This window comes from Aeromonas sp. 602200 (assembly GCF_049173895.1).
In the GTDB taxonomy this organism is placed as follows: domain Bacteria; phylum Pseudomonadota; class Gammaproteobacteria; order Enterobacterales; family Aeromonadaceae; genus Aeromonas; species Aeromonas veronii_A.
Genome location: NZ_JAAKSL010000001.1, coordinates 716544 through 738535, shown reverse-complemented (window position 1 = coordinate 738535; position 21992 = coordinate 716544). Strand labels below are relative to the sequence as shown.

12 protein-coding genes are annotated in these 21992 nt (G+C 61.7%); 8 read left to right on the top strand and 4 right to left on the bottom strand.

The features are described from left to right. Positions 1–72: 72 nt before the first annotated feature. Positions 73–993, top strand: a complete 921-nt coding sequence (locus G5221_RS03145) for a DUF808 domain-containing protein (protein ID WP_421262804.1) — start codon at positions 73–75, stop codon at positions 991–993. Between the two features lie 123 nt (positions 994–1116). After that, positions 1117–2913 (top strand): M3 family oligoendopeptidase, encoded by a 1797-nt coding sequence (locus G5221_RS03140; RefSeq protein WP_421262803.1) that lies wholly within the window; start codon positions 1117–1119, stop codon positions 2911–2913. Between the two features lie 76 nt (positions 2914–2989). On the opposite strand, the gene G5221_RS03135 is transcribed toward G5221_RS03140, so the two are convergent. Continuing rightward, the gene (locus G5221_RS03135; protein ID WP_421262802.1) at positions 2990–4396 is read right to left on the bottom strand and encodes a nucleobase:cation symporter-2 family protein; all 1407 of its coding nucleotides are present in this window, start codon (positions 4394–4396) and stop codon (positions 2990–2992) included. A 505-nt stretch (positions 4397–4901) separates the two neighbouring features. Between G5221_RS03135 and ycfP the strand changes: the two genes are divergently transcribed. Continuing rightward, positions 4902–5441 carry an alpha/beta hydrolase YcfP gene (gene ycfP / locus G5221_RS03130; protein WP_005361552.1) on the top strand — a complete coding sequence of 180 codons (540 nt, stop codon included), beginning with the start codon at positions 4902–4904 and terminating at the stop codon, positions 5439–5441. A 74-nt stretch (positions 5442–5515) separates the two neighbouring features. After that, a complete protein-coding gene (locus tag G5221_RS03125) occupies positions 5516–6808 on the top strand; it encodes an NAD(P)/FAD-dependent oxidoreductase (protein ID WP_005333998.1) in 1293 nt (430 codons plus the stop codon). An 84-nt stretch (positions 6809–6892) separates the two neighbouring features. Here G5221_RS03125 and G5221_RS03120 read toward each other — a convergent pair whose 3' ends face one another. From G5221_RS03120 to G5221_RS03110, 3 genes are all read right to left on the bottom strand, one after another. Then, the gene (locus tag G5221_RS03120; RefSeq protein ID WP_216954030.1) at positions 6893–7534 is read right to left on the bottom strand and encodes an energy-coupling factor ABC transporter permease; all 642 of its coding nucleotides are present in this window, start codon (positions 7532–7534) and stop codon (positions 6893–6895) included. An 88-nt stretch (positions 7535–7622) separates the two neighbouring features. Continuing rightward, on the bottom strand, positions 7623–8420 hold the full coding sequence (gene pflA, locus G5221_RS03115; protein WP_005333994.1) for a pyruvate formate lyase 1-activating protein: 798 nt from the start codon (positions 8418–8420) through the stop codon (positions 7623–7625). A 65-nt stretch (positions 8421–8485) separates the two neighbouring features. Further along, positions 8486–11422, bottom strand: coding sequence for an EAL domain-containing protein (locus G5221_RS03110; RefSeq protein ID WP_421213334.1), 2937 nt, complete (start codon positions 11420–11422; stop codon positions 8486–8488). A 135-nt stretch (positions 11423–11557) separates the two neighbouring features. Between G5221_RS03110 and G5221_RS03105 the strand changes: the two genes are divergently transcribed. From G5221_RS03105 to pbpC, 4 genes are all read left to right on the top strand, one after another. Beyond that, positions 11558–13246, top strand: coding sequence for an FAD-dependent oxidoreductase (locus G5221_RS03105; RefSeq protein WP_005344666.1), 1689 nt, complete (start codon positions 11558–11560; stop codon positions 13244–13246). A gap of 215 nt (positions 13247–13461) precedes the next feature. Further along, a complete protein-coding gene (locus G5221_RS03100) occupies positions 13462–14121 on the top strand; it encodes a DedA family protein (RefSeq protein ID WP_005353037.1) in 660 nt (219 codons plus the stop codon). A gap of 165 nt (positions 14122–14286) precedes the next feature. After that, positions 14287–19173 carry an alpha-2-macroglobulin family protein gene (locus tag G5221_RS03095; protein WP_421262801.1) on the top strand — a complete coding sequence of 1629 codons (4887 nt, stop codon included), beginning with the start codon at positions 14287–14289 and terminating at the stop codon, positions 19171–19173. Continuing rightward, a complete protein-coding gene (gene pbpC / locus G5221_RS03090; RefSeq protein ID WP_421262800.1) occupies positions 19139–21571 on the top strand; it encodes a penicillin-binding protein 1C in 2433 nt (810 codons plus the stop codon). The genes G5221_RS03095 and pbpC overlap by 35 nt, the downstream gene beginning before the upstream one ends. Positions 21572–21992: the final 421 nt, after the last annotated feature.

Genomic DNA, 21992 nt, shown 5'->3' with positions numbered 1-21992 from the left:
CCAAGGTCGTGGTGAACAAGCGCGAGACATTTTTCGGGAAGACGTTTCTCACTGATATAAGGGATCTTTGATATGGCTGGAACCAGTTTGTTGGCCCTGCTCGATGATATCGCCAGCGTGCTTGATGACGTGGCGCTGATGACCAAGATGGCGGCGAAGAAGACCGCCGGGGTGTTGGGGGATGATCTGGCCCTCAACGCGGAGCAGGTCTCCGGGGTGCGTGCCGAGCGGGAGCTGCCGGTGGTGTGGGCGGTGGCCAAGGGCTCATTTCGCAACAAGCTGATTCTGGTGCCCGCAGCCATCGCCATCAGTGCGCTGGTGCCCTGGCTTATCACGCCTCTCTTGATGCTGGGAGGCGCTTACCTCTGCTTTGAAGGGGCCGAGAAGCTGGCCCACAAGTTCCTGCCTCATGAAGTGAGCGAGGGTGAGGCACACACTGCTCCTATTCCCGATGATCTGGTGGCCTTCGAGCAGCAGAAGGTGAAGGGAGCGATCCGCACCGATTTTATTCTCTCTGCCGAGATCATCGTCATCGCCCTTGGCACGGTACAGGGTGCAAGCCTCGCGCTGCAGCTCTCGGTGGTGGCTGGCATCGCCCTGCTGATGACCATCGGGGTCTACGGGTTGGTGGGGCTGATAGTCAAGCTCGATGACATCGGTCTGCATCTGCTGCAAAAGCACGATGGCAGCGCCCTGCGCCGCGCGGTGGGGCAGGGACTGTTGGTGACGGCTCCTCGTCTGATGCACCTGCTGGCACTGGTCGGCACCATCGCCATGTTTATGGTGGGCGGCGGCATTCTGGTGCATGGCTGGCCCTTTGCCCATCACCTGATTGAAGGCGCAGCCGCTGTTGTCGCCACCCTGCCCACAGTAGGGGCCGTACTGGCGGCGGTGACGCCGACTCTGCTTAACGCCGTGGCCGGTGTGGTGGCGGGTCTGCTGCTGGTTGCCGTGATGACGCTGGTGAGCCGTCTTGCCCCAACCAAGGGATAAGCGAGCCTGCGGGCCATTGTCTCTTTTTTCCTCTCTTCATTTATTGGCCTTCGGGTTGCCCGGTGTCGGACTTGCTGCCCGCAGGTCTGTTGCACCTCCCGATAAAGGCCTTTGCGAGAAGCTATGTATCAACAACAGTGGAATAACGACCATATCTACCCGGGCCTCGACAGTCCCGAGCTGGAAGCGGACATGCGCGCAGCCCGCCACGCGCTGGAGGAGCTGACCAGCTATATGGCGGGTCTGGACATGGTGCGCGGTGATGACGCTGCACTGCTGGATTTCTTGCGGGAAGTGCGGCTGCGCGCCCGTGATATTCGTCATATCGGCTGGAACGTCGCCATTCTGGCCGCCTGCCGTGGCAGTCAGGATGCGCGGGATCCGCAGGCCAAACAGCTGGCGTCCCGCGCTCGCGCCCTCAACGCCGATCTGTTCAAGACACTGGCGCCGGTGGAAGATCTGATGCTGGCGTTGCCGGAAGAGGAATTTGCCGCGCTGATGAGGGATCCGCTGCTCGGTGAAGAGGCGTACCGCCTGCGCCACGAGCGTCGCTTGCAGGATCAGCGCCTGCCGGTGGAGGCGGAGCAACTGGTGATCGGTTTGGGCACCGATGGTCTGCACGCCTGGGGCAACCTCTATAACGATCTGGTGGGCAAGATCCGGTTAACCATTGATGGCCGCGAGATGGGGTTGGCCGAGGTGAGCAATCTGCTCTCCAGTCCGGTGCGTGCCCTGCGCCTTGAGGCGTTCGATGCCATCAGCGCCGGTTGGGAAGGTGAGCAGGAGACGGTTGCCGCTATCCTCAATGCCCTCAACGGCTGGCGGCTGGAGCTGGCCCGTCAGCGTGGCAACACCCGTGTGCTCGATGCGCTGGATCTCTCCTGCCATCAGAGCCATATCGAGCGTGCCACCCTCGATGCCCTGATGAGCGAAACCTGGCGAGCCCGTGGGTTGGGCCAGCGTGCGCTGGAGCTGATGGCCGAGCGCCTTGGTCTCGATGATCTGGGGCCGGAGGATCTCTTTGCGCCGCCTCCGGCCGTCAGCAGCCGCGAGACCCCGTTCGAGGAGGCGATTGAGTTGATTGCCGATGCCTTTAGCCGTTTCGATCCCGAGATGGGGGCGTTTGCCCGCATGATGGCCGAGAAGGGGTGGATTGATGCGGCGCCCACGCCAAATCGCCGCACCGGCGCCTACTGCACCAAGTTTGCCGAACCGGTCGAGCCGCGGCTCTTCGTCACCTATGCCGGCACCATGGACAACGTCATCACTCTGGCCCATGAGCTGGGTCACGCCTGGCACAACTGGGTGATCCGCGATCTGCCGATGAGTCAGCGCAGCTATCCCATGACGCTGGCCGAAACGGCCTCCATCTTCGCCGAAACCCTGGTGCGCAGCGCCCTGTTCGAGCAGGCAGAAAGTCCCGAAGAGCAGTTGGCCATCGCTTGGGCCGAAGCCGATGGCGCTGCCACCTTCTTGGTCAATATCCCGGCCCGCTTCGATTTCGAGCAGGCCTTGGTGGCAGAGCGGGCGCAGGGTTATGTGCCGGCAGAGCGGCTCAAGGCGCTGACTGACGAGGCATGGGGGCGTTGGTATGAGGGGAGTCTGACCCGCTATCACCCCATGTTCTGGGCGGCCAAGGCGCACTTCTCCATCGCCGGGTTTGGCTTTTACAACTACCCCTATCTGTTCGGTTATCTGTTCAGCCTCGGGGTCTATCAGCAGTTGATGAGCCGCAAGGCGGCGGGGGAAGAGGGCGTGGCCGAGGCGTATCGCGCCTTGTTGCGCGATACCGGCCGCATGAGCGCCGAAGAGCTGGTAGCCAAGCATCTGGGGCAGGATATCCGTGAGGCCGCCTTCTGGCAGGGGAGTCTGGCACAAGTAGCGCAGGCGGTAGAGCGCTTCGCGCAGTTGCCTGCCTGATTGGGTCAGCGGTGATATGAACAACAGGCCCCCGGACAGTCTCGCTGTCCGGGGGCCTGTTTGTTATGCCTGTTTGTTATGCCTGTTTTTGCTGCGGTTTGATGGGACCAACGAACAGAGGGCGGGTCTGGTGAGTCAGGTCCGGCTGATAGCCGTTGAAGAAGAGGTTGAGTAGCACCGAACTGATGGTGGCCAGCAGGATACCGCTATGAAAAAGCGGTTGTAGCTGCGCCGGAAGCTGTTGGAAAAAATTCCCGGAGACCGTCGGGATCATGCCAATTCCGAGACTGATGGCGACGATATAGAGGTTGTGACGGTTGCTGTTGTAATCGGTGCGCGCCAGGATGCGGATCCCGGTGGCCAGCACCATGCCGAACATCACGATGCCAGCGCCCCCCAGTACGAAGGGCGGGATGGAGGCGACTAGCACCGACATCTTGGGGATGAGGCCAAAGGCGAGCAGGATCCCCCCCGACATCACGCAGACCCAGCGACTCGATACCCCGGTCACGCTCACCAGACCGATATTCTGGGAGAAGGAGGTGTGGGGGAAGCTGTTGAATATCCCACCAATAATGGTGCCGATGCCATCCACCCGCAGCCCGCGCACGATATCACCGCGCCTGGCCGGATGGCCGACGATGTCGCCAAGGGCCAGAAACATCCCCATGGATTCGATAAAGGTGATGAGCATGATCACCGTCAGGGTGGCGATGGAGATGGGATCGAAGGTGGGCCAGCCGAAGGCGAAGGGCACTATGGGGGCAAACCAGGCTGCCTCGCCAAGGCCATCGAGGCTTACTTCGCCCATGGCGATGGCCACCACGAAACCGAAGATGATCCCGAGCAGCACCGAGATATTGCTGAAAAAGCCCTTGGTGAAGCGGGTCACCAGCAGGATAAGGACGAGCACCAGAAAGCTGGTGCCGATGTAGCGCAGGCTGCCATATTCCGGATTGCCCTTGCCCCCCGCCATCCAGTCGATCCCCACCTGCATGATGCTGATCCCGATGGAGGTGATAACCACCCCGGTCACGACGGTCGGGAAGAGCGGCATCAGCCGACCTATCAGCGGCACCAGCAGGGTCGAGATGATACCGGCGGCAATGGTGGCGCCGAAGATGCCCGTCAGCCCCAGATCCGGGTTGGCTCCGATGGCCAGCATGGGCATCACGGCGGCAAAGGTGACCGACATGATGACCGGCAACCGGATCCCGGCAAAGCGGCCAATCCCGACACATTGCAGCAGGGTGACGATGCCGCAGCAGAAGAGATCCGAACTGATAAGGTAGGAGATCTGCTCCTTGGGCAGCCCCAGACTGCCGCCAATCACCAGTGGCACCGCCACGGCGCCGGCGTACATCACCAGCACATGTTGCAGGCCCAGGGTAAAGAGTTGGCCCATGGGGAGCATGCGCTCCACTTCATCCACCGGGCGCTTGCGCGCACCCGGTCGGGGGGAGGGGGGATTGGTCTCGTTCATGAACAGATCACTCCTTGAAGCCCGCGCAACTGCTACAGGCAAGATAGTGAAAGCCGCAGCTTTCCCGGTCATTGATCTCGTGTATTGACAGAGGTGCCAGATCCCTCGGCAGTAGTGAGAGGGAGCCGGTGCAGCACGGGTCAGTGCACAAAACATGCACAATGCCGCTCATGAGCGAAAACGTTTGGCGATAACGCCTTGTTTTTGCGGGATGAGTCACATACCGGCCAGATAAGTGTCCGGCTGCTGGCAGGGGAAGGAGGTGGGGGCATCTCAGATTGGTAAGGGGTTTATCATTATCGGTCTGGCGATCTCACTTTGATAGCCGGGCACCAGAGGGTTGCTCGCAATGCGCCCCTCTGCATGTGACGGCGCTCGCGGGCTGCTGGGCGCAATCGGGGGCGGGGGCGTGATCCAAAGCAAGAAAGTTGGATGTTTTGGTGGCGCACGGGGCCGCCGCTGGGGTAGTTTCGATAAAACCGACACAGATCCTGAGGTCTTATCCATGATCATCTATCTGCATGGCTTTGATGCCACCAGCCTAGGCAATCACGAGAAAGTGCTGCAGTTGCAGTTTATTGATGATGATGTGCGTTTCGTGCACTACAGCACGGTTCACCCCCGTCATGATATGAGCCATCTGCTCAAGGAAGTGAAAAAACAGCTCGATATGAGTACCGATCCCAAACCGCTGATCTGCGGCGTGGGTCTTGGTGGCTACTGGAGCGAGCGGATCGGCTTTCTGTGCGGCATTCGCCAGGTGATCTTCAACCCCAACCTCCATCCGGAAGAGAACATGCAGGGCAAGATCGACCGGCCGGAAGAATATGACGATATCGGTACCAAGTGTGTAACTGAATTTCGTAAGAAAAATTCAGGAAACTGCCTGTGTATCCTTTCCGTTCAGGATGAAGTGCGCGATAATCGGGACACTGAACGTGAATTGAAGAACTATTACGACATCGTGTGGGATGAGCGCGAGACTCATAAGTTCAAAAATATCTCGCATCATCTGCAGCGGATGAAGGCCTTCAAAGAAGCCTGATCCATCACGTCGACCGATTTCGTTTTAGGGAGCCAATGGCTCCCTTTCGTTTTGAGGAACCGAGGAAAATCATCATGATGAATATTGTCGTTGTAGGCGGCGGCGCCGGTGGCCTGGAGCTGGCCACCAGTCTGGGTCGCAAGCTTGGCAAGAAGAACAAGGCCAAGATCACTCTGGTCGATCGCAACCGCACCCACCTGTGGAAACCCCTGCTGCACGAAGTAGCCACCGGCTCCATGGACGCGGGCATCGATGCTCTGAGCTACCAGTCTCACGCCAAGAACCACGGTTTCGACTTCCAGCTCGGCACCCTGACCGACATCAAGCGTGACGATAAACGCATCGTGCTGGCCCCGATCCACGACGACAATGGCGACATCGTGGTCAACGAGCGCGAGCTGCCCTACGACTATCTGGTGATGGCCATCGGTTCTGTCTCCAACGACTTCAACACCAAGGGCATCAAGGATAACTGTATTTTCCTCGATAGCCCCTCCCAGGCGCACCGTTTCCACAACAGCATGATGAACCGCTTCCTGCAGTTCGCCACCGAATATAAGCCGGGCGACAAGGTGAAGATTGCCATCGTCGGCGGCGGCGCCACCGGCGTCGAGCTCTCTGCCGAGCTCTACAATGCTGTCGAGCAGCTCTACGCCTACGGCTTCAAGAACCTCACCACCGACAGCCTGAAGGTGACCCTGGTGGAAGCGGGTCCGCGCATTCTGCCGGCTCTGCCGGAGCGCATCAGCGGCGCCGCTCATCAGGAACTGGTCAAGCTGGGTGTGGACGTGCGTACCGCCACCATGATCACCGAAGCGACCAGCGACGGTCTGCACACCAAGGATGGCGAGCTGATTGAAGCTGACCTGATGGTGTGGGCGGCCGGTATCAAGGCACCTGACTTTATGAAGGATATCGCCGGCCTTGAGACCAACCGCATCAACCAGCTGGTGGTGAAAGAGACCCTGCAGACTACCCGTGATGAGAACATCTTCGTTATCGGTGACTGCGCCGCCTGCCCGCAGCCGGATGGCAAGTTCGTGCCGCCGCGCGCCCAGTCTGCCCACCAGATGGCCAGCCAGGCGTTCAAGAACATTCTGGCCAAGATGAACGGCGGCGAGATGAAGCCCTACCTCTACCACGACCACGGTTCGCTGGTCTCCCTCAGCCGCTTCTCCACCGTGGGCAGCCTGATGGGTAACCTGATGCGCGGATCCATGATGGTGGAAGGCTACATCGCCCGTCTGGTTTACATCTCCCTCTACCGGATGCATCAGATCGCCCTGCACGGCTACGTCAAGACCGGCCTCATCATGCTGGTGGGTCGCATCAACCGGGTACTGCGCCCGACCCTGAAGCTGCACTAAGCCGGGATTTGGCACCATGTTGAATACCAAAAGGAGAGGCGATGGCCTCTCCTTTTTTATGGGCGCAGATCAGGAAAGAGAGCGTTACTTGCCCAGATAGGTGCGGTCGAAGAAGGTATTGACCCAGTGAGGGCGGTAGATGGCCAGCACCGTCATCGCCATGCCGTTGAGCAGGGCTTCGGGGAACAGCAGCAGTGGCCAGATGGAGAGGTAATCCGCCGTGATGGTGTGCCAGGGGTAGCTGTGACTCAGCCCCATCAGCAACGCACTGGCTACCACCTTGACCGAGATGGTGAGGGCGCCGCCGAGAAAGGCGGCCACGAAGATATAGACAAAGAGATGGCGTGGCAGCCAGGCCCAGCTGGCCAGAAACAGCAGCCAGCTGGTGGCCACCGGCAGGGCGATGCCCACCAGTGCCTGCCAGCCAAAATCGGCCATATTGGTGACACCGAAGTAACCGAGCACCAGCAGGGTCAGACAGGGGGCGAGCAGTGCCAGCCGCCAGCCCAGCAGCAGGGTGAGGGTGGTGAGCCCGAGAAAATGGACCTCCAGCCCCTCATGCAGACCGGCCCTTAGATACCAGAGCGGCACCAGCGCGATGGCACTCCCCAGCAACAGGTGCTGATAGAGGGGGTTGTCATGGAGGGTCTGCCACAGGGAGCTGCGCAGGCTGAACGCCAGCAGTACCAGCCAGATCAGGAGGGCGGCGAGTTGTCCTTCACTCATCTTGTCGTCCATTCATGCAGTAAAGTCAGGGTGGCCTTCCCGACCGCCCCATAGCAGAGCAGGCTGACGAATCAGCCTGCTTTTACCATCAATATTTGACGTTGTTGTGGTACTTGCCGAGGATGCCCTTGACCCGTTCCATGGTCTCCTTGCTGGGGGGCTTGATCCCGCTCAGCTCGTACGGGTCGCCCAGCACATCCCACTTGTGTTTGCCGAGCTCATGGTAGGGGAGCAGCTCCACCTTCTCCACGCTCTCGCCCAGCTCGGCGATAAACTGGCCCAGCCCTTCGGCGCTCTCGTCGTCGTCGCTCCAGGTCGGCACCACCACGTAGCGGATCCACATGGTCTTGCCTTTGGCCGCCAGATAGCGGGCAAACTCCAGGGTATATCTGTTGCTGACGTGGGTCAGCGGAATGTGTTTCTCGTCATTGATCTGTTTGATATCGAGCAGCACCAGATCGGTCTGGTCGAGCAGCTTGTCCACCTGTTCGTCGAGATGACGGACGAAGCCGTTGGTGTCGAGACAGGTGTGGATCCCTTTCTCTTTGCAGGCGGTAAAGAGTTCGGTAATGAAGGCCGGTTGCAGCATGGCTTCACCGCCGGACGCTGTCACGCCACCGCCGGAGGCATTCATGAAGTGGCGATAGCTGGTGATGTCACTCATCAACTCCGGTACGGTCACTTCGCGGCCACCTTCGGTATCCCAGGTATCGCGATTGTGGCAGTACTTGCAGCGCATCAGGCAGCCTTGCATGAATACGATAAAGCGTATTCCCGGGCCATCGACAGTGCCGCAGGTTTCGACCGAATGGATCCGGCCAACGGTGCCGTGAGCTCCGGCTGGCTGGCTGATTTCAACGGCAGGGATCCGATTAATGACAGACATAAACAACTCCAACGATTCGAGCAGGCCGTTATTTTATTACATAAACCCCTATTGATCCTACACCTTTAGTCCGCCGCCCGGCTGCCAAGCAGCTGCTCCAGCCCCTTGACGGTGAGCGGCCGACTGGTGAGATACCCTTGATAATGCTGGCATCCCAGTGCTTTGAGGATGGCCAGCTGCGCCTCCTCTTCCACCCCTTCGGCAGTGACGGTAAAGCGGAATACCTGGGCCAGATCGAGTATCGCCTTGACGATAGCCCTGTCCTGTTCGCTGTGCACCAGGGTCTGAATGAAGCTTCTGTCCAGTTTCACCTCGTCGGCGGGCAGATCCCGCAGGTAAGCCAGCGACGAGTAGCCGGTGCCGAAGTCGTCGATGGAGATGAGGATGCCGAGCTCCTTGAGCTGGCGCATTCTGGCAATACTCTCCTGCCGATTCTCCAAGACTACCGATTCGGTTACCTCCAGCAGCAGGCGGGAAGGGGGCACACCGGTGTCGCGCAGAATGTACTCCACTTGTTGTACGAAGCCCTGGGTGTGGAACTGGCGGGCACTGACGTTGACCGACAGATGGGGGATCTGCAGGCCACGGTTGAGCCAGAAGCTGTACTGGGCGCAGGCGGTCTTCATCACCCAGTAGCCGATCTCGAGGATCAGGCTGGTCTCTTCGGCGATGGGAATAAACTCCCCGGGTGGCACCATGGTGCCGTCGCTGCGCTGCCAGCGCAGCAGCGCCTCGATACCCGACAGTGAACCATTGTCGACCCGGTATTGTGGTTGATAATGCAGCTGCAGCTCGTGATGACGCAGGGCATCGCGCAGCTCATTGGTAAGGGTCAGGCGGTTCTTCTCCTGCTGGGCCATTGCCTCGGTAAAGAAGACGTAGTGGCCCTGACCGGCCCGCTTGGCCATGTGGGTGGCGGTGTCGGCCTGTTGCATCAGGGTGAGGTGATCCATTCCGTTACCGGAAAAGAGACTGATCCCCACCGAAGCGCTGCAGTGCAGCTTGTGATCGCCGATGTCGAACGGGGTGCGAAACAGCCCCATCAGCTCGCGGGCGAAGTGCTCTGCCAGTATTTTGGCTGTGACTTCCCCTTGTCCGAGCTGGGTAAAGAGCAGGGCAAATTCATCCCCAGAGATGCGCGCTTGTACCAGATTGTCCTGGGGCAGATCCCTGAAACGCTGTACCACGGCCTGCAGCAGTAGATCGCCGCAGGCGTGGCCGAGAGAGTCGTTGATCGACTTGAAGTTGTCCAGATCCACCAGCAGCAGGGCGCCCCATTGGCTGTTTGGCTCGCTCAGGGTCTGCTGCAGAATATGGTTGAGACTGCGTCGGTTGTGCAGGCCACAGAGATCGTCGTAATAGGCGAGCTGCTCGATGTGTCTGGCTGCTTCCTTCTCCCGGGTGATGTCGTAGAAGCTGCAGATAAAGTGGCTCAGTTCTCCCTGCTCATCCTTGACACCGTTCACCATCAAGCGCACCGGAAAGAGGTGCCCATCCTTGTGCAGACAGCGCTCTTCCCCGAGCCAGAACGCCTGCTCGTTGACGGCGCGACTGACATCCTCCTTGAGGTGATCACCGAAGTAGGTGGGGCGCAGCTTGCGAATGGAGTGGCCGAGCACCTCTACCTCGCCAAAGCCGGTGATCCGGCTGAAGGAGTGGTTGACCTTGAGGATGATGCCGTTGTGATCCATCACGATCAGTCCATCGTGGGTATTGAAGGCCACTTCCGCCAGCCGCAGGGCGTCGTCGGCGGCGAGGCGTTGCAGCTCGATGGCGGCCCGCTCGTGCTGGCTGCTCAACAGAGCCAGCAGGAGCTCGGGCTTTTTCAGCGGAGCGTCGAGCAGCAGGGTGATCTGCCCCATGACGGTACCGTGCTGGTCATGAAGCGGGATACCGATATAAATGTCGGCCTTGAGGGCCAGCAGCCGGGTTGCCTTGGGGTAACGCAGTGCCAGGTTTTCGACATAGATGGCCTGACCGTGCTGGAACAGCTCCAAAGCGGGACCTTGCTCTAGCTGGATGGGTTTGAGGGTGGAGAAGAGCTCCCCGTTAAATACGCAGCGGGGAATGATCCAGAGCTCCTGACCGCGGGGCTGGAACTCGCCGAGCCAGCCGGCGCGGGCACCACTAAGGCTCATGGCCCAGCGGATCAGCGTCTTGCAGTAACTCATACCGGTCAGTTGGCTTAGCTCGGCAGGCAAACTTGCTTCCCCCTCCTGCTCTTCGCACTGTGGTTGCCAGTGACCGAGCAGTTGGGCGCTGTTGCGCACCAGTTGCAACATCTCCTCGCTAAGGGGGGTGGGATCGAGATACTCCAGACTCAGCACCCCGAACAGCTTGTCCTGCTCCAGCAGGGCACCATCGAGGCGTGAGCGCACACCGGCACTGGTCAGATAGAGGTGATTGCTCAGCATTGGCTGGTGGGCCGCCTCCGAGAAACTCAACGCTTTGCGGGTGCGCAGGGCGCGGATATAGCGGCTGTCGCCGCGGATCGGATAAATGCTCTCTATGCCCAGGGTAAATACGGGGGTGAGCTGCTCGCTGCCGAGATCACCGTTGGCCTGATAGTGCCAGAGAATGAGCCGATCGGCCCCGAGACACTCTTTGAGGGTCTCAAGCAGGAGCGCATACTGTTGCTGGCTTGCCATCTGGCTGAGGCGCGGCAGTTGCAATGCCAGATCGGCGATGGGCTCCTGGCGAAGGTTCTGCAGACAGATGAGCCAGAAGCCATCCTGCTCGTGAGCGAGGGCGATATGCCACAACTGGCTGGCAAAGCGCACTGTGATCTTGCCGCCATGGCCGTTGGCCAGCAGTTGTTCGATGGGCAGGCGCAGGGCATCGGGTAGCTGGGCAGGCCAGGGGGCACGCGGTTCGTCGAGCCAGTAGAGCGGGGTTTGCATCACGTCGGTCAGGGCGACCAGCCGTTGACTGCGCAGATCCAGACGGAAAAAGAGCGGCGTCTGGAGGGCAGGAGGAAGATGACTGAGTGCGGTAGACGACATGAACAAACAACATCCTGTTAAGCAACCGTCGGGGTTGCAAGAATACTGCAAAATGGTGTGAAACAAAATTTCATTGAATTCTAAATTAGAAAAGTCTAATTTATTGCCCATTATCATGTATGAGGAGTCTTGCAGATGAAACGGATCCTGATTATCGGTGGTGTCGCGGGGGGCGCATCGGCGGCGGCTCGCGCTCGTCGTTTGAGTGAAGAGGCAGAGATCGTGATGTTCGAGCGGGGCGAGTTTGTCAGCTTCGCCAACTGCGGTCTGCCCTATCACATCGGGGGCGATATCCCCGACCGGGATGCCTTGCTGCTGCAGACTCCCCAGAGTTTCAAGCGCCGTTTCAACGTCGATGTGCGGGTCTTCCACGATGTGATTGAGATCGACAAGGCGGGCAAGACCTTGCTGGTGCGCAACCTGCAAACCGGTGAAGAGCAGCGCGAGCATTACGATGTGCTGCTGCTGAGCCCGGGCGCCGCGCCGATCCGTCCTCCCTTCCCCGGTATCGACAGCCCCCATGTTTATACCCTGCGCAACATCCCGGACATGGATCGCATTCTGGCGGCCCTGCACCACGATCAGCCGCGCCACGTCACTGTGGTGGGCGGCGGTTTTATCGGGCTGGAGATGATGGAGGCGCTGCACCAGCGCAAGCTGGATGTCACCCTGCTGGAGCTGGCCGATCAGGTGATGGCTCCGGTGGACAAGGAGATGGCCAACATGCTCCATGCCCGCATCCGGGAAGAGGGGATCGACCTGCGCCTGCGCACCGGCCTCACCGCCATCGAGAGTCTGGATCTGCCTGCCGAGAAGACCTCCGCCGTACCGACCGCCAAAAGCGGTGGCCTGCGCCTGACCCTCAATGACGGTTCCCATCTTGATACCGGTCTCTTGATCCTCGCCATCGGCGTCAAGCCGGAAACCCTGCTCGCCGCCAAGGCGGGGCTGGAGCTGGGCCCACGGGGCGGCATCAAGGTGGATGCCGGGATGCGTACCTCGGATCCCTTCATCTACGCGGTGGGGGATGCGGTGGAAGAGATTGACTTCGTCACAGGCGAATCTGTGCTGATCCCGCTGGCGGGCCCCGCCAACCGGCAGGGGCGCATCGCCGCCGACAACATGCTGGGCCGAAGCGAAACCTACAAGAAGACCCAAGGCACCGCCATCTGCAAGCTGTTCGATCTGGCGGTGGCCAGCACCGGCCTCAACGAGAAGCGACTGGTGCAACTGGGATTGCCGTTCGAGAAGGTCTATGTCCATCCGGGCAGCCACGCCGGTTACTACCCGGGTGCCCATCCGGTCAGCCTCAAGCTGCTGTTTGCCCCGGATGGCAAGATTTACGGTGCCCAGGCCATCGGCAAGGATGGCATCGACAAGCGCATCGACGTGCTGGCAGTGGCCCAGCGCGCCGGTCTCACCGTGTTTGATCTGCAGGATCTGGAGCTTACCTATGCGCCGCCGTTCGGCTCGGCCAAGGATGTGATCAACATGGCCGGCTTCGTGGCAAGCAATCACCTGAAGGGGGACACCCTGCTCTGCCACGTGGCCGAGGTGCAGGCTCGTAACCCCCATCAGCTGGTAGTGGATGTGCGCAATGGCCCGGAGCTCGACAAGCTGGGCCGCATTCCGGGGGCGCTGCATATCCCCCTCGACGAGTTGCGTGGTCGCCTCCATGAGTTGCCCAAAGAGAAAGAGCTGCTGATCAGCTGTCAGGTCGGGCTGCGCGGCCATGTCGCCTGCCGCTTGCTGAGCCAGCACGGCTTCAAGGTGAAAAACCTCTCCGGCGGCTTCAAAACCTGGCAGATGGCCACCGCCGAGTAACCGTTTTATTTCTGTGCCTGTTTGCCCCTCTCCCTTGTGCGTGCAAGATGAGGGGCTTTTTGTTTCTGCTTTTCGCCCTTCTTGCATTCCCCTCGTTGCTGCAATATTTCGACACACTTTATTTCCTGTGCCGGACGAAATTAACGTTTTGTTCAGGGGATGGGTGCTATAACCCCTGCCTCGTTCATGATGAACCGTGTAGTAGGGAGTGTGACATGCTGGATATGCTGATGGCCATTTGGCATCAGGATTTTGACGCCCTGGTTCAGATGCAGGCGGTCCCCCTGTTGATCAGTTGCCTGATGCTGGTACTGCTGCTGGAGTCCGCATTCGTCTTCCTGCCCCTGCCGGGGGACAGCCTGGTACTGCTGGCCGGTGGGTTGGTGGGCATGGGGGTATTTGGCCCCGAAGTGACTCTTGTCTATCTGCCGTTGGCTGCTGGCATAGGTTCTGTGCTCGCCTACTGGCAGGGACGGGCACTGCAGCGCACCCGCTTTATGGATCATATCGAACGGATGTTGCCTCCCGACAGCCTGCCCAAGGCGACCCGGTTGCTGAAAAAGTACGGTTTTCTGGCGATGTTCTCCTCCCGTTTTATACCGTTCGTGCGGGTGCTGACCCCCATGCTGATGGGGATTGGCCGCCTGAGCGTGCTGCGCATGTGCGTGGCCAGCTTTGCCAGTGCCTTTATGTGGGCGCTCTGCCTCAGTTTGGTGGGCAAGCTGGCGATGAATACCCCCTTCTTTCTCCACCACAGCGAACTGTTGACCCGGGCCCTGCTGATTACCTCGCTGGTGCTGTTTCTGGCGGCCGTCATGGCCATCCTGTTTCGCTGGTTCAAAGGCGGAGCGAAAAACGAGACCAGCCACGACTAAATGACAACCCTTGCTGCACTGGATCAGTGGGCAAGGGGGTTCTCGTGCTGCAGGGGGGCGGAATTGTGCCCATTCGGGTAATGAGCTTTGTGTCGGGTGAGCAGGATGCCTTATCCTGTTTCCAGCCACGCTGCGTTTGCAGCGCTCCAACTCGGGATGGAACCTATGCGCCTCTTCGACTCTCCCTCTGCTTCTCACCGCTCTACCGCCGGAACCGGCGCTCTGCGCCGCCGCTGCTCGGCCCTGCTGCTATCCGGGCTGACAGGTTTGCTGCTGGCTGGTTGCGGCCCCGACAAGCCTGTCGCCAATGGGCCGACTACAAAGCCTGCCGCGCAGCAGGAAACGGGCTCCCCAAGCGCCGTGGTGCAGGCGAATGCCCGTCAATATCGGGATGCGCCGGCGCTGGCGCTGGTCTTCTCCGGCCCCCTGGCGCCCAAGGCAAACTGGCAGAGCTGGCTCGGGGTCAGTGAGGGGGGCAAGCAGGTGCAGGGGGAGTGGATCCTGGCCGACGATGGTCGCACCCTCTATTTCCCGAACGTCCAGCCCGATAAAAGCTATGAGGTGAGCCTCAAGGCGGGACTGGGCCCATCCCCCCAGAGCTGGACCCTCAAGACCCGGCCGCTGGAGGCGGGAGCCTCCTTTACCGCCAGTGGCATGGTATTGCCGCTGCGCCAAGAGCTGCGCCTGCCCATCAGCGCTGTCAACGTGGATGAGGTCAATATCGATTTCTTTCGGGTCGATGCGGAATATTTGCCCCGTTTTCTGGCGGAATATCGCCCCGGTGCCGGCATGGGGAACTGGGAGCTTGAGCAGATCACCAAGCGGGCCAAGCGGGTATTCAGTGGCCGCTATGCGCTGGAGCTCGATGCCAACCGACGCGAGACCCGCCTCATCAATGTGAAGGAGCCGCAGCTGGCGGAGGCTGGCGTCTACTTTGCGGTGATGTCCCCCCTTGGCAACTACGACTGGCGCAAGGAGACCACCTATTTCGCGGTGAGCGACATGGGGCTCAGTGCCCGCCGTTACCGCGATCAGCTGAAGGTGTTCGTAAGCTCCCTGGCCAGCGCCGACCCGCTCAAGGATGTGCAGCTCTCCCTGCTCGACGAGAAGGGCAACCGGCTGCAGGTGCAGACCACGGATCCCCAGGGCCATCGCCGCTTCGATCAGGTGCAGGGGGCTCGCCTGCTGCTGGCCGAACAGGGCAAGCATCTGGCGGTGCTTCGCCTCGACGGGGCTGCGCTCGATCTCTCCACCTTCGATCTCGGCACCCAGCCCTGGCAGGCCCAGCAGTTGTATCTGTTCAGCGGGCGCGACCTTTATCGCCCCGGCGAGCGGCTCGACAGCGAGATCCTGCTCAAGGGGCAGGATGGCCAGCTGTTGCCCGGCATGGCGGTGGAGCTGGAGGTGAAGCAGCCGGACGGTCAATTGCTCGAACAGAAACGGCTGCTACCCGATAGCCTTGGCGCCGCCCACTTCGGCCTGCGTTTGCCGGACGATGCATCGCTCGGGCGCTGGACCATCAACCTCAAGACCGCCGCCGGCAGTCGCTTCGAGTGGCCTTTCTTGGTGGAGGAATTTCTGCCTGAGCGCTTGAAACTGCAGCTTGGCAAGGGGCCTGATGGTGAAGTGACGAGTCTGGACGCCGCCCTCAGCCTGCCACTGCAGGGGGACTATCTCTACGGCGCGCCGGCCAGTGCCACCAAGGCCAAGGCGGAGGTAAAGATCAGCCGCGCCACCATGCCCTTTACCCAGTGGCAGGAGTTCACTCTGGGTGACGTGCTGCTTGCCGAGCAGGCCAAGGATCTCGAGGCGCGCAGTCTCACCCTCAATGCGCAGGGGCAGGGGACTTTTTCGCTTGCTGATGAACTCGATGGGGTGCGCGCCCTCGGGCCGCTGGAGGTGGCCTATCGGGTGTCGCTCGCCGAGCCTGGTGGCCGCGCTGTCAATCGCAGCCGCACCCAGTATGGCTGGCCCGCGGGCAGCCAGTGGCCGGCGCTCAAGGCCGACTTCGTGGCGGATCGGGTAGAGGGGGGCAAGCCGCTCCCCTTCCAGATCCTCAACCTTGATGAGCAAGGCCAGCCGGTGGCGGGGGCTGTGAAGGTGCGCCTCATCAACGAGTACCGTGACTACTACTGGCACTACGCCGATGGGGAGGGGTGGAAGTACGAGTTCAACAGCCAGCCCTATCTGGAGCAGGAGCAGACCCTGCAGCTGGATGGCAAGGGGCCGACCCCCCTAAGCTTGCAACTCGCCGCGGGCTGGTATCGATTGGAGGTGGAGAACAGTCAGGGCCATCAATCGAGCCTGCGGGTTGAGATCGGCAGTTACGCCTGGGGCGGCGGTGGCGAGCAGGCACGGCCCGACAAGATTGCCATCACCCTCGACAAGCGCGCCTATCAGGCGGGTGACAAGGCCAAAGTGACGCTGGTGGCCCCGCGCCCCGGCAAGGGCTTGCTGCTGGTGGAAGATGGCGACGGTCTGCGCTGGTGGCAGCGTATCGAGCTCAAGGGGGCCGGTGGCGATGCCAAGGATGCCCGCGGCGAGTTCGAGGTCCCGGTCAGCCCCGAGTGGCAGCGTCACGATCTGCATATCTCGGCCCAGATCGCCGCGCCAGACAGTGCCTCCAAGCCGGTCAGTAGCCAGCAAGGGCAGAGTCTGCGCTCGGTTGGGCTGGTGCCGCTCACGCTGGATCGGGAAGCGCGCCGTCTGCCGCTCACCCTGAGCGCGCCTGATAAAGCGGTGCCGCTTACCCGGCTGGAAGTAACCGCCACCTCCACCCCCAACAGTCAGGGACGGGTGGTGCTGGCGGCGGTGGATCGGGGCGTGCTCAATATCAGCGACTACCAGCCGCTCGACCCGTTCGAGATCTTCTTTGGTCGCAAGCGCTTCTCCCAAGATTTGTTCGACAACTACGGCCAGGTGATCCCGCCGCAGGATGGCAAGCTGGCCCGCCTCAACTATGGCGGCGATCGGGCGCCGCTGAAAAAGGGTGGCGCGCTGGAGAGCCGGGTCGAGATAGCCGCGCTCTGGAGCGGCGAGGTGAGTTTTGATGAGAGCGGCAAGGCGGTGATCCCGCTCGATCTACCCAACTTCAACGGCGAGCTGGCGCTGATGGCGCTGGCCTGGAACGAACAGCAGGTCGGTGAGGCCGAGCGCGCCGTCAAGGTGGTGGCGCCGCTGGTGGCCGAAATTGGCTGGCCGCGCTTTGGCGCCAGAGGCGATGAGACCCGGGCATTGGTGCAGCTGCGCAACATGAGCGGCGAGGATCAGACCCTCTCCCTTGCCTGGACCCTCAACGGTGGGCTCAAGGCAAATGGCGAGCTGCCCCGCACCCTTGCCCTTAAAAACGGCGAAGAGCAGTGGTTGACCCTGCCGCTCACCGTGACCGGGGCGAGCGGCGTGGCGAGCCTGCAGTTGGCGGCCAGCGGCAAGGATTTTGCCATCAGCCGCGACTGGACTTTGCCGCTGCGCTCCCCCTGGCCAGCCGAGACTCGCCAGCGTTATCAGATGCTGTCCCCCGGCCAGCAGATGAGCTTTGCGCCAGCTGAGCTGGCCGGGCTGGATCGCGCCAACCTGCAGGGGCTGCTCAGCCTCTCCGGCACCCCGCCCTGGGATCCGGCAGTCCAGTGGCAGGCGCTGGCCGACTACCCCTACGCCTGTCTGGAGCAGACCCTGTCCCGTGCCTGGCCTTACTTGCTGACCACGGCCGATGAGCGGGCCGCCTGGAGCAAACCCGCAGAGGGCAAGAAAGCGGCGAGCGAGGCGGACGTGCAACGTGCCCTGTTGCAGCGGCTGCAGCGGTTGCAACTGCCCAGCGGCGGTTTTGGTCTGTGGGATGGTCGGTCCGACGAGGAGCAGTGGCTCACCGCCTATGCCGCCGACTACCTGCTGGCGCGCAAGGAGGCGGGCGACGCCGTACCGGAGGCAATGCTCAATCAGGCGCTGAACCGGCTGCAAAGCTATCTCACCGACAGTCAGTATGGTGAGCGCTGGAGCAGTGCCCCCGAGCACAGCCGGTTGGCCTATCAGGCCTACAGCGCCTATGTGCTGGCCCGGGTGGGCAAGGCACCGCTCGCTACCCTGCGACTTATCTGGGAGCAGCAGGCTGGTCACGTCCGCTCCGGTTTGCCGCTTTTGCACCTCTCGCTGGCGCTCTCGGCCATGGGGGATGAGCAGAATGCCGCCAAGGCCCTCAGCCGGGCATTGGCGACCGAGCGCGGTGATGACTATCTCGGGGATTACGGCTCGCCGCTGCGCGATGAAGCCCTTGAGCTCTCCTTGCTGCGCCAGCACAAGCTGGCTGCGGAGCGCTGGCCGGCCCTCAGTGCCAAGGTGGCCGATACCCTGGCTCATCGTCAGTGGCTCAGCACTCAGGAGCGGCTCGCCCTGTTGCGACTCGCCCGCTTCGATCCGGCCGTCGACTGGCAGGCCAGGGTAACTTCCTCTCTTGGCAGTGGATCCCTGAGCGGTTCGGCTCCGCTGCAGCAGAGTGCCCCCGAGGCACTGGCCGCGAGCACCGTCACCAACGAGGGCAAGGGATCCCTCTATGTGCAGCGCACTCTGGTCGGTTACCCCGAACAGGCACCGGCACGGATCAGCAAGGGGATGAGCGTGACCCGCAGCTGGTTCAACAGCGACGGCCAGCATTTTGACCCGGCCAAAGTGAAGGTGGGCGATCTGGTGGTGGTGCGACTCAACGTCAGCAGCGAATCTGCCGTGCCCGATGCCCTGCTGGTGGAGATGGTGCCCGCTGGCTTCGAGCTGGAGAACCCCGCCCTTGGCAACAGCATCAAGCTCGAAGAGCTCTCCATCGAGGGGAAACCAGCGTGGCAGAGCGAATGGAACGACTATCTCAAGCATCAGGAGTTTCGCGATGACCGCTATACGGCGGCGCTGGATCTGAGTGAGGGGAGCAACCAGCAGCTGGTCTACCTGATGCGGGCGGTGACGCCGGGTCGCTATCAGGTGCCACCGACCCAGGTGGAGGATATGTACCGGCCTGAACTGCGGGCTGTGGGTGAGGATATCCACGAGGTGCGTATCTCTGAGTAACAAACCCTCCCTTGAGCGGGTTCGCCCGCTCACTTTTTGGCAGCGTGGTTGGCTGAGCCTGGGTCGCAGTGGCCGCGCAGGCTGGCGCTGGCTTGGTCGCCTGCCGCGCTTGCTGCGTTTCTCGGTGCTGGGAGTTGTAGCACTGCTCCTGTCATTGCTGGCGCTGGATAGACTCTTCCCGCCGCCACCGCTCGACCCTGCCTACGCACGGGTGGTGCTCGACATGAAGGGGCGACCGCTCCGTGCCTTTGCCGATACCAGCGGCGTGTGGCGTTACCCCGTGACCCTGGAGCAGATCTCCCCCCGCTATATCGAGGCGCTGCTCGGCTACGAGGATCGCTACTTCTGGCGTCATCCCGGGGTCAATCCGGTGGCCATGGTGCGCGGGGTCTGGCAGTGGTTGCGCTACGGGCGCGCCGTGTCGGGCGGCTCGACCCTTACCATGCAGGTGGCGCGTCTTATCGAGCCCTACCACCGGAGCGTGCCCGGCAAGCTGCGCCAGATGGTGCGTGCGCTGCAACTGGAGTGGCACTATGACAAGCGCACCCTGCTCACCGTCTACCTCAATCGGGCGCCGTTTGGCGGCAATCTGGAGGGGGTGCAGGCGGCAAGTTTTGCCTACCTTGGCAAGAGCGCCGCCAAGCTGACCTATGCCGAGGCGGCGCTGTTGGCGGTGTTGCCGCAGGCCCCCAGCCGCAACCGGCCGGACCGCCATCCCGAGCGGGCCCGCACCGCCCGTGACAAGGTGATGCAGCGACTGGTAGCGCAAGGCGTCTGGCCCGAACAGGTGTGGCTGGAGGGGCGCATCGAGCCGGTGCTGGCTCGCGGTCACTTCACGCCGATGGAGGCGCCGCTCTTTGCCCGTCTCGCCGCGGACAATCAGGCCGGGGCGCTGGTGCACACCACCATCGACGGCGATCTGCAGCGCTGGCTGGAGGGGCGGGTGGCGAGCTATATCCGTCGCTTCCCTGAGCAGACCTCAGCGGCGTTGCTCTTGGTAGATAACAAAACCATGGCGGTGCGCGCCTATGTGGGCAGCGCCGAGTATGGCAATTTGCGCCGTCACGGTTATCTGGACATGGTGCAGGCGATCCGCTCCCCCGGCTCGACCCTCAAGCCCTTTATCTACGGTCTGGCGATGGATGAGGGGCTGGTGCACTCGGCCTCCTTGCTTTCCGATGCACCGAGGCTGGGCTCGGATTACAGACCCGCCAACTTTTCCGGCGCCTTTCAGGGGCCGGTGACGCTCGCTCAGGCACTGCAGCAATCACTCAACGTGCCGGCGGTGCAGGTGCTGGAGGCGCTCGGGCCCGACAAACTGGTCAGTCGCCTCGACAACGCCGGAGTGCGGCTGGCGCTCTCCGACAAACCCAATCCTGCCATCGCGCTGGGGGCGGCGGGGATCCGGCTTGAGCAGCTGGTGGCGCTCTACAGCGCGCTGACCCGGCAGGGGCAGGTGGCGATGCCGGTCTGGCTGGCGGGGCAGCAGGCGGTGTCGCGCCCCTTGCTGAGTCCGGGCGCGGCCTGGATCATCTGGCAAGTATTGAGCGCGCAGGGGCGGGCGGATCAGCCTTTTGCCAGCGAGGCGACCGGCCGGATCAACCGGCTGGCCTGGAAGACCGGTACCAGCTATGGCTATCGCGACAGCTGGGCGATGGGGGTCTCCGGTCGCTGGACCATAGGCGTCTGGCTTGGGCGCCCCGACGGCACCCCCATGCCCGGTTTTTACGGCCAGAGCGCAGCGGTGCCGCTGCTGCTCTCTGTCTACTCGCGACTGGCTGACAACAGCCCCTTGCCGGCACAACCCAACACGGTGAGCGAGGCCGAAGTTTGCTGGCCGCTGGGGCGCAAGGCCAGCGCGACCTTGCCAGAGGCCTGTTTGCAGCGCCAGAGCGCCTGGTTGCTGGAAGAGCGCGATCCCCCCACCTTGCCGGATCCCATGGATTGGCCCTCGCCGCTGCGCCAAGTCGCACTGACCGCCGAGGGCAAACCGACCCTGGCACGCTGCCCCGATGCGGCGCAATCCGGTTTTCGGGCACTCTGGCCGTTGTCGTTGGAGCCTTGGCGGTCCCCCGGCGAGCGGCGGCAGTCGCTGCTCGCCAGCAGTTGTGCAGGGGAGGGGCAGAGCGCCGAGCTGCAGGCCCCCATTCGCATCCTGGCGCTGGGGGAGGGCAACCTTATCCGCAGCCAGCGCTATCGGTTGCAGCCCAAGGTGCTGGGTGGTGTCGGCAAGTCGGCCTGGTTTCTCAACGGCCAGCGACTGCGCTGGGACGGGGATCAGGTGCTGAGCGAGGCGGGTCGTTATCAGCTGGTGGTGGTGGATGAAGCGGGCAACAGCGATCGTATCGAGTTTCGCGTGGTGCATCCTGACAGTGATGCCGGCACCATCACCCGTTGATCGTTTTGCCGACAGCCATTGAGGTGAATGTAATTAACTATTTGAAATGCATCAATATTTGATTGGATGAATTAATTTATGAATAATTACGAGTTCATTCAAATCCAATCGGGAGTTCTCTTTTGCTGCGTGTTCTGTGTCCCTTGCTGGTGCTGATGAGTTCGGGTTGTGCCACAACCAATCATGGTGATCACCATGTTTCTCCTGAACGTACCGGGTTCTATTCACCTTTCGAACCAGCTTCCGAGAGTTTTGCGCGTTGCTATCAGAAACAGTTTGCCTGTACCCCTTCCAATATCCGCCGTGACAGGGCGATGGAGGCGCGCAGGAAGGCGCAAGAGCGGGCCATTCATCGTGGTGATGATTGGTAGGCCGCAGATAACGAGAGGGGTTGGCAAATGCCAACCCCTTTTTCATTCCG